Annotated in this window: 13 protein-coding genes; 8 read left to right on the top strand and 5 right to left on the bottom strand. The window is 39.0% G+C overall.

The annotated features are described in order from the left end of the window. Positions 1-38 precede the first annotated feature (38 nt). Entirely contained in the window at positions 39-2,132 is a 2,094-nt protein-coding gene (locus tag EJ994_RS02250) for a galactose oxidase-like domain-containing protein (protein WP_126591015.1), read from the bottom strand. 206 nt (positions 2,133-2,338) lie between these two features. On the opposite strand from EJ994_RS02250, the gene EJ994_RS02245 reads away from it, so the two are divergent. From EJ994_RS02245 to EJ994_RS02230, 4 genes are read left to right on the top strand one after another with little or no spacing between them, the layout of a single operon-like run. Beyond that, a complete protein-coding gene (locus EJ994_RS02245; RefSeq protein WP_126591014.1) occupies positions 2,339-2,893 on the top strand; it encodes an RNA polymerase sigma factor in 555 nt (184 codons plus the stop codon). Beyond that, complete coding sequence (locus EJ994_RS02240) at positions 2,893-3,453, top strand: hypothetical protein (RefSeq protein WP_126591013.1); 561 nt, start codon at positions 2,893-2,895, stop codon at positions 3,451-3,453. Before EJ994_RS02245 ends, EJ994_RS02240 begins: the two co-directional genes overlap by 1 nt. Continuing rightward, on the top strand, positions 3,434-4,525 hold the full coding sequence (locus tag EJ994_RS02235) for a hypothetical protein (RefSeq protein WP_126593630.1): 1,092 nt from the start codon (positions 3,434-3,436) through the stop codon (positions 4,523-4,525). The genes EJ994_RS02240 and EJ994_RS02235 overlap by 20 nt, the downstream gene beginning before the upstream one ends. Positions 4,526-4,555: 30 nt before the next feature. Beyond that, complete coding sequence (locus EJ994_RS02230; protein ID WP_126591012.1) at positions 4,556-5,281, top strand: head GIN domain-containing protein; 726 nt, start codon at positions 4,556-4,558, stop codon at positions 5,279-5,281. Positions 5,282-5,336: 55 nt separating this feature from the next. Here EJ994_RS02230 and EJ994_RS02225 read toward each other — a convergent pair whose 3' ends face one another. The 4 genes from EJ994_RS02225 to glgB all read right to left on the bottom strand — a co-directional run bounded on the left by EJ994_RS02225 (position 5,337) and on the right by glgB (position 11,967). Further along, a complete protein-coding gene (locus EJ994_RS02225) occupies positions 5,337-6,656 on the bottom strand; it encodes an MFS transporter (protein ID WP_126591011.1) in 1,320 nt (439 codons plus the stop codon). A 67-nt stretch (positions 6,657-6,723) separates the two neighbouring features. Then, the gene (locus tag EJ994_RS02220; RefSeq protein ID WP_099574432.1) at positions 6,724-7,533 is read right to left on the bottom strand and encodes a M48 family metallopeptidase; all 810 of its coding nucleotides are present in this window, start codon (positions 7,531-7,533) and stop codon (positions 6,724-6,726) included. Positions 7,534-7,570: 37 nt separating this feature from the next. Continuing rightward, a complete protein-coding gene (locus EJ994_RS02215; protein WP_126591010.1) occupies positions 7,571-9,970 on the bottom strand; it encodes a glycoside hydrolase family 31 protein in 2,400 nt (799 codons plus the stop codon). Between the two features lie 101 nt (positions 9,971-10,071). After that, entirely contained in the window at positions 10,072-11,967 is a 1,896-nt protein-coding gene (glgB, locus tag EJ994_RS02210) for a 1,4-alpha-glucan branching protein GlgB (RefSeq protein ID WP_126591009.1), read from the bottom strand. 179 nt (positions 11,968-12,146) lie between these two features. Between glgB and EJ994_RS02205 the strand changes: the two genes are divergently transcribed. From EJ994_RS02205 to lpdA, 4 genes are all read left to right on the top strand, one after another. Further along, a complete protein-coding gene (locus tag EJ994_RS02205) occupies positions 12,147-12,734 on the top strand; it encodes a collagen-like protein (RefSeq protein WP_126591008.1) in 588 nt (195 codons plus the stop codon). A 158-nt stretch (positions 12,735-12,892) separates the two neighbouring features. Next, a complete protein-coding gene (msrB, locus tag EJ994_RS02200) occupies positions 12,893-13,390 on the top strand; it encodes a peptide-methionine (R)-S-oxide reductase MsrB (RefSeq protein ID WP_126591007.1) in 498 nt (165 codons plus the stop codon). A 14-nt stretch (positions 13,391-13,404) separates the two neighbouring features. Further along, on the top strand, positions 13,405-13,944 hold the full coding sequence (locus EJ994_RS02195; protein WP_126591006.1) for a DUF1572 family protein: 540 nt from the start codon (positions 13,405-13,407) through the stop codon (positions 13,942-13,944). 114 nt (positions 13,945-14,058) lie between these two features. Next, positions 14,059-15,450: a dihydrolipoyl dehydrogenase gene (gene lpdA, locus EJ994_RS02190; protein WP_126591005.1), complete on the top strand. Its 1,392-nt coding sequence runs from the start codon at positions 14,059-14,061 to the stop codon at positions 15,448-15,450. Positions 15,451-15,531 lie beyond the last annotated feature (81 nt).

Raw genomic sequence — 15,531 nt, 5'->3', positions numbered from 1 at the left:
TGCCTATCATCGTAAAACCCAGAAGTTGTAAATGAAGATTAAAACTGTTCAGAAGATTCCAAATTTATTTGGCCAGAGGCTAAATCACTACAAATTTCTACTCCATTTGCGTATAATCTACCTACTTGACCATCAAATGTGGCTGCTATATGGACCCACTTTTGAGCAGGTGAATATCCTACATAGCAATTTACTGAACTACCGTTATTTGTTGGAAACTCTAATTTATAAAGACTATTATGAAATCCAAAAAACAAGCTAGGATAATCATGTGATAAAATTGCAACATTCTTCTCTATTTCATCACGATAAACCCATGCCATAACCGTTAATTCTTCATCAATAGAAGCCATAGAGTCGGAGTAAGGCACTTCCACTATACTATTACTTTCAAACTCTTTCCCATCCATTTCCATCGCATTCCCGAACAATCCATCAGAAGTCCAATAACTTTGTGTAACAGGAATCGGATTCTTATTATTATCACGTTCCACTATTGTGGCATTATTTCCATTACCTGAACTATCTACGACGTTAATACCTGTTCCCTCTTCGAATTTTAAATCTAAAACTAAATTCGGCAAATTTTCTACAGGTAAGGCAGAGCCAACACGAACGGTTTCGGAAATACTCGGAACCCCAAAACTGTCTAATGCAAAGAGCATATAGTTTCCTGGAGGCAAAAGTTCCCTATTAGGTATAGTCAAGTTGTACGCCCCAGCATTCTCACTAAAAGATATTGGGATTCTTCTTTGTTCATTGTTAACACTATGAGTAGCTGATGAGAATCTAATAAGACTAAATTCTACTATACCTTGAGTTCCTGTTACAGAAATATCACTATTATAATCAGCAACTTCAGGTGCTTCAATTTCAGGTCGAGTGGCCAAGGAACCATTAGTATTAAAAAGATAGGGCGGACTATATATTTCAGCATCAAAATGATTCAAATCATCACAATTTCCACACAAACCCCCACCCCCTATAAAAACTCTTCCATCGTTTAAAAGTATTCCAGCGCTATGGTACGTTCTTGGAACTTGCATACTGGCTACGGTTCTAAAGGAATTAGTATCCGGATTATAGATTTCTCCTGTTAAATACGCTCCTGTATCAGAAAAATCATCTGCTTTGTCCATTCCTCCCACAATCAAAACTTCACCATTAGGCAAGACAACACTGCTAACAAAAACTCTTGCATTTTCCATAGAGTTTAAGGTTGGTATTGTTTGTACATTATTCTCATCATTAATATCAATAACATAGGAATTTTCGTTTGCGGGAGAGTCGAGTGCATACGTACCACTACCCCCAACTTTGAGTAATTTACCAATATCAAACATCACTGTATTACCATTCATAGAATAGGTGTCATTTAATCGTTTTCCTGCAGAGGAAAATGAACCATTGCCATTATTTCCTTTTTCATCTATCCAATGCATAGTTTCGCCGGGTCCCGCATGAAAAATTTTCCCATTTGGTGCAGGCCATAACCAAGCATGATTATCTAATCTATAAATTCCCTGCCCTTCTGAATCGGAATCATTTACATTCCAGAGTATTTCATTTTGAAGACCGCTAAGAACTCTCCAACCCGTTTCAGGACGCCAAATTTCGGCATCTTTATTTCCCTCTCCACCACTCCATGAACCTCCGATTGTAAAGGTTGAACCATCAGATAACGTCACTGCACCATGATAACCCCTAGGTATATTCATATCATCTGCCCTAATCCAAGTTTCTGTAGTTGGATTATAAATACTTGAACGCTCACTTGAACTTCCTCCGGTAGCCATTATTCTGCCATCAGGAAGATTTGTTATTCCTGGACAAAACATATCGTGATTAGTCTGCGTAACAGTTCTGGCTAATACATCACCATCTGCGCCAATGGAAGGATCAAAAATTTGAGTGAATGTAAATCCGTCTTCACCACCAAAATTATCGTGAAATTTAGACGACCAAGTAATGAGTCGCCCGTCAGGTAAATTGGCTACGGCTACAGGAACTAAATCAAAGGGTATTGGGTCACTCCAAGCACCGTTTTGGTAGTTATCTTGTCCATTTAAAGTCGTAAGCGTAATTAAAAAAATAAAAATTGGTTTAATGTAGAATGAATGATTTATTTCCATTAGTTGGTTTTTAGAATTTGCCGGTAAATTCTGGCTGCAAAATAGTCGAGGAAGTAATCAAAAATATTTTAATCCCATAAGAAGGCATGTATTTATTATCTTAAATCGATGAAAATCAATTAAATTCGATAAAATACATTCTTACCTTATCACCAAACTGTAACAATCTGTAAATTGTTTCATCTCTATAACAAACCAATCACTTTTTGAGCCAAAAAAAAGTACATATTGATGCATTACTGCAATCGTGCATGCTAGGAAAACAAAGTGCACAGCTAGAAGTTTACAACAGGTACTACAAAGCCATGTACAACACGGCCGTACGAATTGTAAAAGACAGCGCGGAGGCGGAGGATATTATGCAAGAATCGTTTCTTAACGCGTTTACGAAACTGCATACTTTCAAAGGTGAAGTAGCCTTTGGTGCCTGGCTAAAGCGAATTGTAGTAAACAACAGTATTTATCATTACAAAAAGCAACGGAAGAAAAATGAAGTTGCATTAGATGATTTAATGTACAAGGTCGAAGATAATGACGGAATTGCTTCAGATCATGTGTTTACGGAACAAAAGGCTCAAAAAGTGATGGAAACCATGAAAAGTTTGAAAGATAATTACAGAATTTCTTTGACCTTACATTTAATAGAAGGTTACGACTATGAAGAAATTGGTACCATTATGAACTTAAGTTATGCAAACTGCAGAACAACAATTTCCAGGGCTAAGGAAAGCCTTAGAAAACAACTTTTAATTGCGAACTAATGGAAAAAGATTATAGAGACGAATTCTTGAAAAATATTACGGGTTCTTTCGATTTTGAGGAGCCGGATAACGGGCACGAACAGCGTTTTCTGGCCAAACTAAATAAAGCCCAAGGAACTGCTAGTATTAGCCAAAAGAAAACATTTTGGTGGAAACCCTTATCCATAGCGGCTTCTATTGTCTTGGCCTTTGGTATTTTTTACGGTATTAACAACACCGAACCGAGTGTTGACGAACGTGTCGCAAAGATTTCACCGGAAGTTTCCAACGCACAATTTCATTTTGCAAGTCTTATTCAAGAGCAGGTAAAAGCATTAGAAGCAGAAAGTTCACCGGAGACTCAGAAAATCGTGGCAGATACCATGGACCAACTTAAGAGTTTGGAAATGGATTACAACAAATTAGAAGGAGAATTATTGAAGGGAGGAAATAGCAAACTAATTCTAAGCGCTATGATTACCAATTTTCAGACTAGGATCGATCTATTAAATGATGTCCTTAACCAAATTGAAACAATTAAAAATTTAAAAAACTATAATGATGAAAACTTTACTATTTAAATACCTTACCATTTTAATACTGGCAAGTCCGGGATTGATCCTTGCCAATGATGGTAAGCCCAGAGGAAAACACACCAAGGAAAAAACCATTAAAAAAGAGTTTAGTGTAAACGTAGACGCGTTACTAAAAGTGAACAATAATTACGGGAACCTCAATATTACTTCCTGGAACGAAAATAGAGTGGTTATTGAAGTTCACATTAAGACCAATGGTAATAATGAGGAGAAAGTACAACAGAAGTTAAATGAAATTTCAGTTAATTTTGAAGCTAGCAAAAGTGTTGTCTATGCAAGAACTACCTATGGAGAAAAGAAAAATAATTGGGGTTGGAATTGGGGTAAGAACAACAATGTAAATATGCAAATCAATTACACCATAAAAGTACCGATAAAGAACAGTGTTAACCTAGACAATGATTATGGCAATATCATCCTGGATCGTGTAGATGGTCATGCGAAAATCAATTGCGACTATGGTAGAATAGAAATAGGCGAATTAAGAGGTAGAAACAATCAACTTAATTTTGACTATACTTCAAAATCCACAATCGGTTTTATTAATAGTGGAGAAATAAGAGCGGATTATTCAGGTTTTACTATAGGAAAGGCCGGAAATTTAAAAGTGAACGCAGACTATACGAATGCCAGTATTGACAAAATGGAAAATCTAGACTATACCAGCGATTACGGTAGTATTGAAGTAGGTGAAGCCAACAATGTGCTCGGAAATGGTGACTATATTACGGTTAAACTAGGGGAAATACATGGCAACGTCGATATTACCTCGGATTATGGCTCTATTAGGATTAACGAATTGGCCCAAGATGCAGGAAATGTCTCCATAAAATCAGACTACACGGGTATTAAAATAGGTTATCATTCAGCGTATCACTTCAATTTTGATATCACCACTAGATATGCCGGTGTTAGCGGTAAGGAGGATTTTGACATCAATATCAGTACTGAAAAATCCTCTTCAAAACATTACGAAGGTTTTTATGGCAGCAAGGATAGCGGTAATATGATTACCTTGAACAGTGAATACGGAGGCATAAGTTTTACAAAAAAATAACAATCAAAAAACAATTAAAATCAACACAAAATGAAAAATTTAACAACACTAGCAGTAGTATTAGCATTAACGGTTTCCTGTTCCGCGCAATGGGGTAAAAAAGTAAAAGGAAACGGAAACACGGTAACCATAGACCGCTCAACGGGCGACTATGATGCCATAGCGGTCTCAGGATGGTTTGATGTGGATTTGATAGAAGGTGAGGAAGGGAAATTAACTATTGAAGGAGAATCTAATCTCTTAGAGTACATTGTAACCGAAGTGAAAAACGGAAAATTGGTTCTTAAGACGGAAAAGGGTGTTAACCTAAAACCTTCCAATTGGAACAGCGGAATAAGAATTACCGTTCCTGTTGAGCAAGTAAGTTCAATAGCGCTCTCAGGTTCAGGTGATATCGTTGGTAAAAAGACCATCAAAACGGACCGTTTGAGTACATCTATGTCCGGTTCTGGGGATATTACCTTGGATGTAGAGGCTAAATCTGTAGACGCGAGCATGTCCGGTTCAGGTGATATTACTTTCAGCGGAAGAACTTCTGATTTTGAAGCTACTATTTCTGGAAGTGGTGATATCAAGGCTTTTGAACTTGAGGCGGATAATGTGAATGCCACTGTCTCAGGTTCCGCGGATATTAAGGTAACTGCCAATAAAATGCTCAAAGCGAGAGTTTCCGGGTCCGGGGATATTACCTATAAGGGAAATCCGGAAAAACTAGACACTAAAACCTCAGGGTCAGGAGATATTTCAAAAGGATAACATCAAAAACACGAACAATCAACAACTGGGAAAGCCTCTTTTTTAAGGGGCTTTTTTATTTGTCCTTTACCCGAGTGAGTAATAACATACCAATAAGAAAAAATAAGCCCAAAAAGATAATGGCATTTCTCATGCTCCCCGTAAATTGCGCTACAAAACCATATAAGAAAGTTCCTATAATGATTCCTATTTTCTCCGCAACGTCATAAAAACTGAAGAAAGAGGTAGTGTCTGTGGTTTCGGGCAAAAACTTGGAATATGTAGATCTCGATAATGCTTGAATACCACCCATAACGATACCTACACATCCGGCAGCAATATAAAAATCCATGGGTGTTATTACAAAATAGGCGTAGATACAAATAATAATCCATAATGCATTTACTACAATAAGTGTTTTGATATTACCAAAGTTCTTGGACGCCCATGCAGTCACCGTGGCTCCTAAAATAGCCACAATCTGAATAACCAAAATACTTACAATAAGTCCTGTAGTTCTTTCGCTATCCGTACCCCAGGCTATTTCCTCCTCCCCAAAGTAGGTAGCAATCAACATCACGGTCTGCACCGCCATACTGTAAACAAAAAAAGCGACCAAATACCGTTTTAGCTTTATCTGCTCACCCAATTGGTGCCAGACATCCCTAAGCTCTTTAAATCCGTTTAAGATAACATTGGTACGCTCTCCTTCTTTTCTATGACCCTTAGGTAGGTGATAAAAAGAGTATTGGGCAAAGATAATCCACCAAATACCAACGGATACAAAGGAGTACTTCATTGCTTTCACTTCGGCGATACCACCTTCATCAGACACTATGTTGAAAAAATCGGGTTTCATCACCATGGCAAGGTTAAATAAAAGCAAGATGACGCTACCTATGTAACCCATGGAAAACCCTTTTGCGCTTATCCTGTCTTGTTGTTCTGGAAAGGCTACATCTGGCAGATACGAATTATTTATAGCGAAGCTGACCCAAAAACCTACCAGTCCAAAGAAGTAGCAAAGGAGACCTATATAAATATTTTCTAAGGAAAACCAGTAAAGTCCAATACAGGATACGCCTCCGAGATAACAGAAAAATTTCATGAACACCTTCTTATTACCCAGATAATCGGCAACACCTGAAATTAAAGGGGTAATGATCGCTATAAAAACAAAGGCGGCAGAAGTAACATAACTTATTAAAGGAGCTCTGGCAATCTCTCCTCCAAAAACAACCACTTTTTCTATTTCTGCCACTCGAAATAGGGCTCCATAAAAAATGGGGAAAATAGCAGACGCAATTACAAGACTATATACCGAGTTCGCCCAATCATAAAAGGCCCAAGCGTTCAATAATTTTTTACTCCCTTTAATCGCTAAAGTTCTGGTCATACTAAAAAATAAAAGCCGCTCTCATGTTAAGAGCGGCTTCAATATACAATAAAACTCGTATTGGACTTTATTTAAATTCCGTAACACCAAATTTGGCAGCTTCGGCCGCGGCTTCCGGAGCCCAAACCGTAAGGTTATTAATCCTAGTGTCGTTAGAAGGGTGTGTGCTCATGAATTCTGGCGGGGCTTGTCCACCACTATTGGCTTTCATACGTTTCCAAAGCTCAGCAGCCTCATAAGGGTCATAACCGGCAATGGCCATAATCTGCAGACCAATACGGTCCGCTTCTGTTTCATGACCTCTACTAAAAGGTAGCATAACACCGACCTGAGAACCGACCCCATAGGCCTGATTAAATATGTTTCTGGTCTTTGGGTCTTTGATAGCAATATTACCGGCAACTGCACCAAGCTGTTGCATCATCCCAGCACTCATACGTTGTGCTCCATGATCCGCCAAAGCGTGAGCAACTTCATGACCCATAACCACGGCTACGCCCGTTTCTGTCTGTGTTATAGGCAGAATACCTGTATAAAAAACAATTTTACCACCTGGCATACACCAAGCATTGACAGCATCGTCCTGTACCAGGTTATATTCCCATTTGTAATCGCTTAGGTAACCAGGATATCCGTTTGCGGCCAACCATCTTTCCGCTGCAGCGGAAATGCGCTGACCTGTTCTTGTAATCATGTTCGCCTCTTTGGTACCGGTAATGACTTTGTTTTCTCCCAAAAACTGGTCATACTGAGCAAAAGCCATTGGAAAAATCTGACTATTAGGATAAAAATTCAAGGTTTTCTGGCCAGTAAAAGGATTTACCTTACATCCTGAAACGCCTATAAAAAGGGTGATTATTAAAATTATTTTTTTCATATTATGTGTGTTTAGCATCGGACAAAATACAAAATTTTTATTTTCCCGTGATGTGCAACAGCGTAAAGTTTTTGTCTATATGCAAACTCTGTTCGCCATTTGGTTTTACCGATTTTAAGGAAACCTCTTCATTGTCCACCTCAATTTTGGCTATTTTAAATGGGAGGCCATGAAAATTAAATTTCAACGTTTCATATTCCGTAACAAAACTACCATCTTTAAACTGCTGTACGGTCACGGACTTTTCTTTTCCCGTAAATTTAAAATTACGGAAGGAATATCTTCCTTTTTTATAATCATATCCGTCAGCTGCGTCTTCATACACCTCGGAGGTCTCAACACCCAATTTGTAATACGTATCTAAAATAAGTTCCTCTATCTTTAATTCGCCTACGTACTGCTGTACGGGATATTTAGGGATGATCGCACCTTCCTTAATATAGACAGGCACCTTGTCCAGATCTGCCGTAACCCAACTTTCTTTACCACCTTCAACGAGTTCCTCGGTCCAAAAATCATACCATTTACCTCTTGGTATGTACATTCTTCTACCCTTGGCATTCGGTTCTTGAATAGGACAAACCAGTATTTGTTCTCCAAATATGAATTCATCTGTCCTAAAATGGGTCTGTGCGTCTTCCTGATCAAAAAGTACCAAGGGCTGTAGCATTGGTTTCTGTTCCTTACTGTATTTATAGAACATGGTATATAAGTAAGGTAATAGTTGGTATCTTATCTCTATGAACTTCCTTACGATGTCCGTAATCTCGGTACCAAAAGACCAAGGCTCTTGATCACCATGATCACCACTAGAATGTACCCTACAGAAAGGATGAAAAATACCAAGTTGTACCCATCTAGCAAACAACTCACCATTCGGTTGTTCGGCAAAGCCACCAATATCGGAACCTACAAACGAATAACCGCTCATGCACATACGCTGCATTTGCACATTGGCAATCCACAAATGTTCCCAAGTTGCAACATTATCCCCGGTCCAGGTCGAGGAATAGCGCTGTGTGCCGGAAAAAGCCGCTCTTGTAATTACAAAAGGCCTCTTAGGATATACATATTTTTTAACACCTTCGTAGGTAGCCCTAACCATCTGCATGCCATAAATATTATGTGCCTTCCTATGTGTACAGGGATGACCATCGTAATCGTGCCTTGTATCCAACGGGGCAGTTTTGGACGGTACTTCCATTACGGCTGGTTCGTTCATGTCGTTCCAAACGGCATGTACCCCCAGATCGGACATAAATTCTTTGTAAAGTTCTGCCCACCATTCCCGAACTTCAGGATTGGTGAAATCGGGGAAATTACAATCTCCAGGCCACACTTTCCCGCGCATTAGAGGACCATCTCCCCTACTGCAGAAAAAACCCTTTTCCAATGCCTCTTTATAAATCCAATACTCCTTATCTATTTTTATTCCCGGGTCTATCATTACAACGGTTTTAAAACCGTCTTCTTCCAACTCACCGATCATTCTTTTAGGATCCGGAAACAATTTTTTATCCCAGGTAAAACATCTGAACCCATCCATATAATCAATGTCCAGGTAGATAGCATCGCAGGGAATATTAAGGTCCCTAAATTGCTTTGTAATTTCCTTCACATTACTTTCCGGGTAATAGCTCCATTTAGATTGATGATATCCCAAAGCCCACATTGGAGGTAGTTCCGGAGTACCCGTTAAATTTGAATATGCAGCCACCACTTTAGACATTTCCGGACCGTAAAAGAAATAATAGTTCAGCTCGCCACCATCGGCCCAAAAACTAGTAGTATTTCTCCTTTCATGGGCAAAATCAAAATGGGTCTTAAACGTATTATCAAAATATATTCCATACGCACGTCCTTTATGAAGCCCCACGTAAAAAGGTATAGCCTTATATAAGGGGTCTTGGTCTTTGCCATAGGCATATTGGTCGGTTACCCAATTGTGTATGCGCTTTCCCTTAAGATTACTATGTGTTGCCTTATCTCCCATGCCGTAAAAACTCTCACCGGTCTGGGTAATTTTACTCATCTTAACGGTATTACCGCCATACTCATAGTTTTCTTCCCAGTGAAAACCTATTTCATCTTCGTTGATGATATTTCCGTCTAAATCCGATATCTGGGTTCGTAGGGATTTTTTATCCACTAGAACATGAACTCTAGCGGTTTTAATGATATATTCCGTATCATTCTCCTCTACTTCCAGACTACTATAACCCAGCGTAGCTTCTGGATCTATAGCGTATGAGAAGTCTGGTTCAAAAACGTAATTGGTCGCGTACCTAAAACGTATTAAACTTCCTCGCAAAATAGTTACTTGTAAAATAACCCCATTTTCCGTAGTAAAGTAAAGTTTGTCGGTATCTTGTTTAAAATCAACTATCTGGTTGGGGTAAAGATTACCCTTATATTCTAATTCTGTATTTGTAATCATTGATTAATTATTTTAAATCAATAGCAAAAGAAGCACAATAACACGGAAGCACGAAATATTATCCGAGCAATTACAAACTATAACGATTTAGGAAAAGAAAGTTACTTTATAATGACAATTCCTAACGGGGGAATGGTGATTTCTGCCGAATTATTATACCCGTGCCATGCTTTTTTCACAGTTTTTATGGAAGTGTTGAAATTTCCCCCTCCGCCATATTCTTTTGCGTCGCTATTAAGAATTTCTTTAAGCTTCCCCTTTTTATGAATTCCAATCTTATATTTTTCTCTTAGAATAGGAGTGAAATTACAGGCAATTATGAGGTCATTTTTTTCATCATGTCCTTTTCTGATATAAGTTAGAACAGAATTCTCATGATCTCCATAATCGATCCATTGAAAACCTTCCGGGCTAAACTGCTTTTCGTAAAGCGCTGGATAATTTTTATATGTGGCATTTAAATCCTTAACAAATTGTTGCACACCAGAATGTCCGTCATATTGCAGCAAATGCCAATCTAAACTTTGTTGAAAATTCCATTCTGCCGTTTGTCCGAATTCGCCGCCCATAAACATAATGTTAGTGCCAGGGTGCGTGAACATGTAGCCAAAGAGTAATCTTAAATTGGCGAACCGCTGCCATTCGTCACCGGGCATCCTATACACCAAAGATTGCTTTCCGTACACTACCTCATCGTGTGAAAAAGGCAGCATAAAGTTTTCCGTAAAGGCATACGTCATACTAAAAGTCAAATCGTTCTGATGGTGTTTTCTGTATATCGGTTCTTTTTTGAAATATTCTAGCGTATCGTGCATCCAACCCATCATCCATTTCATTCCAAAACCCAAACCTCCTAAGTTTACCGGTTTGGAAACTCCGGTGAAGGCCGTTGATTCTTCCGCAATGGTCTGTACTCCATCAAAACTGGAATATATTTCTTGGTTGAGCTCCCTAATAAAGGACATGGCTTCCAAGTTTTCATTATTCCCGTACATATTAGCTTCCCATTCGCCTTCTTCTCTAGAGTAATCTAAATAAAGCATAGAGGCCACGGCATCTACACGTAATCCGTCTACATGAAATTGTTCTAACCAAAAAAGTGCATTACTTATCAAAAATGCCCTTACCTCGTTTCTTCCGTAATTGAAGATTAAACTTTTCCAATCTGGGTGATAACCCCTTCTCCTATCCGGATGTTCATATAAGTTAGAACCGTCAAAAAACCCTAGTCCGTGAGCATCCTCAGGAAAATGTGATGGAACCCAGTCCAGGATTACACCAATATCGTTTTGATGAAAAGCATCTACCAATAATTTAAAATCCTCTGGACTACCAAATCTAGAAGTAGGCGCAAAATATCCGGTTAGCTGATATCCCCAAGAAGGATCGTACGGATATTCCATTATTGGCATGAACTCAACGTGGGTATATCCCATTTCTTTAACGTAACCAACCAAATCCTTGGCCAGCTCCTTATAGGTTAAAAAATCTCCATCTTTGTTTCTTTTCCAAGAACCTAAATGCACTTCATAAACGGAGTAAGGTCTATCCAATCCGTTTTTTTCCTTTCGATAACCCATCCAGGCCTTATCCTTCCATTTATAATCGGAATTCCAAATAACGGATGCCGTCTTAGGCGGATGTTCACATTGTCTTGCAAAAGGGTCTGCTTTTTCTGTCCAAATATCATTGTTGTTGGACTGTATCTTATATTTATAAATATCCCCGGAACCTACAGCGGGGATGAAACCTTCCCATATGCCACTGGAATCCCAACGCACATTCAATTGATGTGTACTTGCATCCCAAAAATTAAAATCCCCAACAACGGATACCGATTTGGCGGAAGGGGCCCAGACCGCAAAATAAGTACCTTCTACACCGTCTACTTTTGTAGGATGTGAACCTAGTTTATCATAAAGACGATAGTGCTTTCCTCCCTTAAAGAGGTCAATATCAAAATCCGTGAACAAAGAATGGACAATAACTTTAGACATGTGTATATTAATTTTGCGGTAAATCTAATCAACTTTAAATTAAGGAGTAGAATTTAGTAGTTTTACTTGATTACATCCAATTAAATATCTCAATTTATTTTTCAAATTACGAAAATGGAACGCTTTTTGAAAACACTCAGGTTATTAAGGAAATAGTAAACCAAAAAAATCAATACATCATGAAAAAATTAAGTTTAGTACTAGGTTGTTTATTCGCTTTATTATTCATCGCCTGTGAAGGCCCACAAGGACCTCCAGGGTTTGATGGAATACAAGGTCCACCGGGTAGGGATGGCTTAGATGGCGAGGATGGCATACAAGCCCAGATATTTGAAGTTGATGGGGTTGACCTTACTTACATAGACTCAGAAAATATTTGGGAAACCGCATTTGACTTTTTAGAATTTACAAACTTTGAAGTATTAAAGGAAGATATCATTTTAGTTTATAGGTATGATGGTCCGGTAGAATTTAATGATGGTGCCGTAGAAGATTCGTGGGGATTAATTCCTCAAAACTTCTTCTTGAACGAAGGTATCATACAATATGTCTCCTCACATACTTTGAGAGATGTGGTTGTTTTGATTGATGGTGATTTCGATTTAGTTAATCTGAACGAGAATTTTACAGATAATCAACTTTTTAGGATTGCCATCATACCAGCGGTGGGTGCTTCAAGTGGTAAAATGGATACGTCTAGCATGTCATCCTTAATGTCAAGCTTAGGAATTTCAGAAACACAGATTAAAAAAATAAAAATGAATTAAAAAAAGCATACGAAGCTAGTAAAAGCCTCACGAGTTCGTGAGGCTTTTTTATACCAAAAAATAGCGCCTTTATAGAAAACTTAACAGTAGTATCCTTTTAAGTAACTTAAATTTGAAAGGAATTGATAAAAGAAAAGACGAAGTAAAAAAATATAATTATGAAATTAAATGCCTTGATCATTTTACTAATATTTGCAGCTAGCTGCAAAGGTGTTTCCCAAGAGAAGGGAGAAATGGCAAAAAATGAAAGCCAGAACGTCAAAGAATTTGCCGTTCAGAAAACCGAAGCGGAATGGAAAAAAGAACTCACCGATGCGCAGTTCTATGTGCTAAGAAAAGCGGCCACAGAAAACCCCTTCACTAGTGACCTCCTAGACAATAAAAAAGAAGGCGTTTATGTTTGTGCAGGCTGTGATACGCCATTATTCAAAAGTGCCACAAAATTTGATTCCGGTACGGGATGGCCCAGTTTTTATGAAGAAATTGAAGGTAATGTAGCCTACGACGTAGATTATAAAATAGGCTATAAGAGAACGGAAGAGCATTGTGCTACTTGCGGCGGACACCTAGGTCATGTTTTTGAGGATGGTCCTGCACCTACGGGCGAAAGGCACTGTATCAACGGGGTTGCACTTAAATTCGTTCCGGAAAACTAAGAATACCGCCTGTAATGGAATTTGCCCAAAACTATATCGAAAGTGCTCGTTTTGAATTTGAGCGCTACAAAACATTGGGCGACAGAACTTTTGAACAACTTTCAGAAGACGATTTACAATGGGCTTACGCAGCTACCGATAACTCCATTGCTGTAATCGTAAAGCACATGGTGGGTAATATGCGCAGCAGATGGACAAATTTTCTGACCGAAGATGGTGAGAAAAAATGGCGTTTTCGCGAAAAAGAATTTACCCTCCCTCCTGTATCCAAATCAGAGACCATTGTCCTTTGGAACAGTGGTTGGGATTGTCTTTTCCACGCGCTTGATCAAGTAAGCGAGTCTAATTTCAATCAGAAGATCAAGATTAGGAATGAAGAACATACGTTGGTAGAAGCTATCAACAGACAGCTTGCACATTATGCAAACCATGTAGGGCAAATTGTGCTTTTAGGAAAGATGCGGAAAGGAAAAGACTGGATTTCCCTGTCCATACCAAAGGGCGGATCGGTTTCTTTTAACAAAGAAAAGTTTGGTACAGATTTAAATGAGTGAAAATCACAAAATCCTTAGTTTTAATTTCAAATAGGATAATTGTCCTTCAGGTTTGGTTTTGTATTTTTGCAGCGCTTTCAAAAAGAATCGCTTTAAACATTTAAAATTAAAAATATGAGCACTTTCGATGTTATTGTTTTAGGTAGTGGCCCAGGTGGCTATGTTACTGCTATTAGAGCTTCTCAGCTAGGTCTTAAAACAGCAATTATAGAAAAGGAAAACCTTGGTGGAGTTTGTTTAAACTGGGGTTGTATCCCAACTAAAGCTTTATTAAAGTCAGCTCAGGTTTTTGAATATCTTCAACATGCCGGTGATTATGGACTTAAGGCCGAAGGTGTTGATAAGGATTTTGATGCCGTGGTGAAAAGAAGTAGAAATGTGGCCGATGGCATGAGTAAAGGCGTGCAATTCTTAATGAAGAAGAACAAAATCGAGGTTATTAATGGGTTCGGCCGACTAATGCCTGGAAAAAAGGTGGTGGTTAAAGGAGAGCACGGAGAACCTGCGGAATACTCTGCGGATCATATCATAGTAGCTACAGGAGCCCGTAGTAGGGAATTACCGAGTTTACCACAGGACGGAAAAAAAATAATTGGTTACCGGGAGGCAATGACCTTGGCCGACCAACCCAAGAAGATGATTGTTGTGGGTAGTGGCGCCATAGGTATAGAGTTCGCCTATTTCTATAACGCCATGGGTACCGAGGTTACCGTGGTAGAATACCTTCCGAATATTGTCCCCGTAGAAGACGAGGACATCTCCAAACAATTGGAACGTAGCTTCAAGAAATCAGGGGTTAAAATTATGACGTCTGCGGAAGTAACTTCTGTAGATACTTCGGGTGAAGGTGTGAAAGCTACCGTAAAGACTGCTAAAGGAGAACAAGTATTGGAAGCTGATATTGTCCTGTCTGCAGTGGGTATCAAGACTAATATTGAAAATATAGGATTAGAGGATGTAGGTATCGCTACCGATAGGGATAAGATCATAGTAAACGATTTCTACCAGACCAATATACCGGGATACTATGCCATTGGTGACGTTACCCCTGGACAGGCCTTAGCCCACGTTGCCTCGGCCGAAGGTATACTTTGTGTTGAAAAAATAGCAGGGATGCATGTGGAAGCCCTAGATTACGGAAACATACCTGGATGTACCTATTGCACGCCTGAAATTGCCTCTGTCGGACTCACAGAAAAACAAGCAAAAGAACAAGGACTGGATATCAAGGTTGGTAAATTTCCCTTTTCGGCTAGTGGAAAGGCCAAAGCCGCCGGAACTTCTGACGGTTTTGTGAAAGTAATTTTCGATGCCAAATACGGTGAATGGCTTGGGTGCCATATGATCGGTGCTGGTGTTACCGATATGATTGCAGAAGCGGTTGTAGCCCGTAAGTTGGAAACGACCGGTCATGAGGTTTTAAAGGCCGTACACCCACATCCTACGATGAGTGAGGCCGTGATGGAAGCAGTGGCAGATGCCTATGACGAGGTAATTCATTTATAATTTTATGAAGCCGAAAATTAGGAAAATCCATTGAGATGGGATGCGGACGATTCTAACAAGGACGGTTTCGAATTAACCGCT

The sequence above is a fragment of the Maribacter sp. MJ134 genome (assembly GCF_003970695.1).
In the GTDB taxonomy this organism is placed as follows: domain Bacteria; phylum Bacteroidota; class Bacteroidia; order Flavobacteriales; family Flavobacteriaceae; genus Maribacter.
This window is presented reverse-complemented; position numbering and strand designations above follow the sequence as displayed.

Bases quoted from the DNA above. Each gene is read 5' to 3' on its own strand.
- EJ994_RS02240 (WP_126591013.1), top strand. From the start codon at position 2,893: ATGGAAAAAGATTATAGAGACGAATTCTTGAAAAATATTACGGGTTCT.
- EJ994_RS02250 (WP_126591015.1), bottom strand. From the start codon at position 2,132: ATGGAAATAAATCATTCATTCTACATTAAACCAATTTTTATTTTTTTA.
- EJ994_RS02215 (WP_126591010.1), bottom strand. From the start codon at position 9,970: ATGATTACAAATACAGAATTAGAATATAAGGGTAATCTTTACCCCAAC.
- EJ994_RS02225 (WP_126591011.1), bottom strand. From the start codon at position 6,656: ATGACCAGAACTTTAGCGATTAAAGGGAGTAAAAAATTATTGAACGCT.
- msrB (WP_126591007.1), top strand. From the start codon at position 12,893: ATGAAATTAAATGCCTTGATCATTTTACTAATATTTGCAGCTAGCTGC.
- EJ994_RS02220 (WP_099574432.1), bottom strand. From the start codon at position 7,533: ATGAAAAAAATAATTTTAATAATCACCCTTTTTATAGGCGTTTCAGGA.
- EJ994_RS02205 (WP_126591008.1), top strand. From the start codon at position 12,147: ATGAAAAAATTAAGTTTAGTACTAGGTTGTTTATTCGCTTTATTATTC.
- lpdA (WP_126591005.1), top strand. From the start codon at position 14,059: ATGAGCACTTTCGATGTTATTGTTTTAGGTAGTGGCCCAGGTGGCTAT.
- glgB (WP_126591009.1), bottom strand. From the start codon at position 11,967: ATGTCTAAAGTTATTGTCCATTCTTTGTTCACGGATTTTGATATTGAC.
- EJ994_RS02235 (WP_126593630.1), top strand. From the start codon at position 3,434: ATGAAAACTTTACTATTTAAATACCTTACCATTTTAATACTGGCAAGT.
- EJ994_RS02230 (WP_126591012.1), top strand. From the start codon at position 4,556: ATGAAAAATTTAACAACACTAGCAGTAGTATTAGCATTAACGGTTTCC.
- EJ994_RS02195 (WP_126591006.1), top strand. From the start codon at position 13,405: ATGGAATTTGCCCAAAACTATATCGAAAGTGCTCGTTTTGAATTTGAG.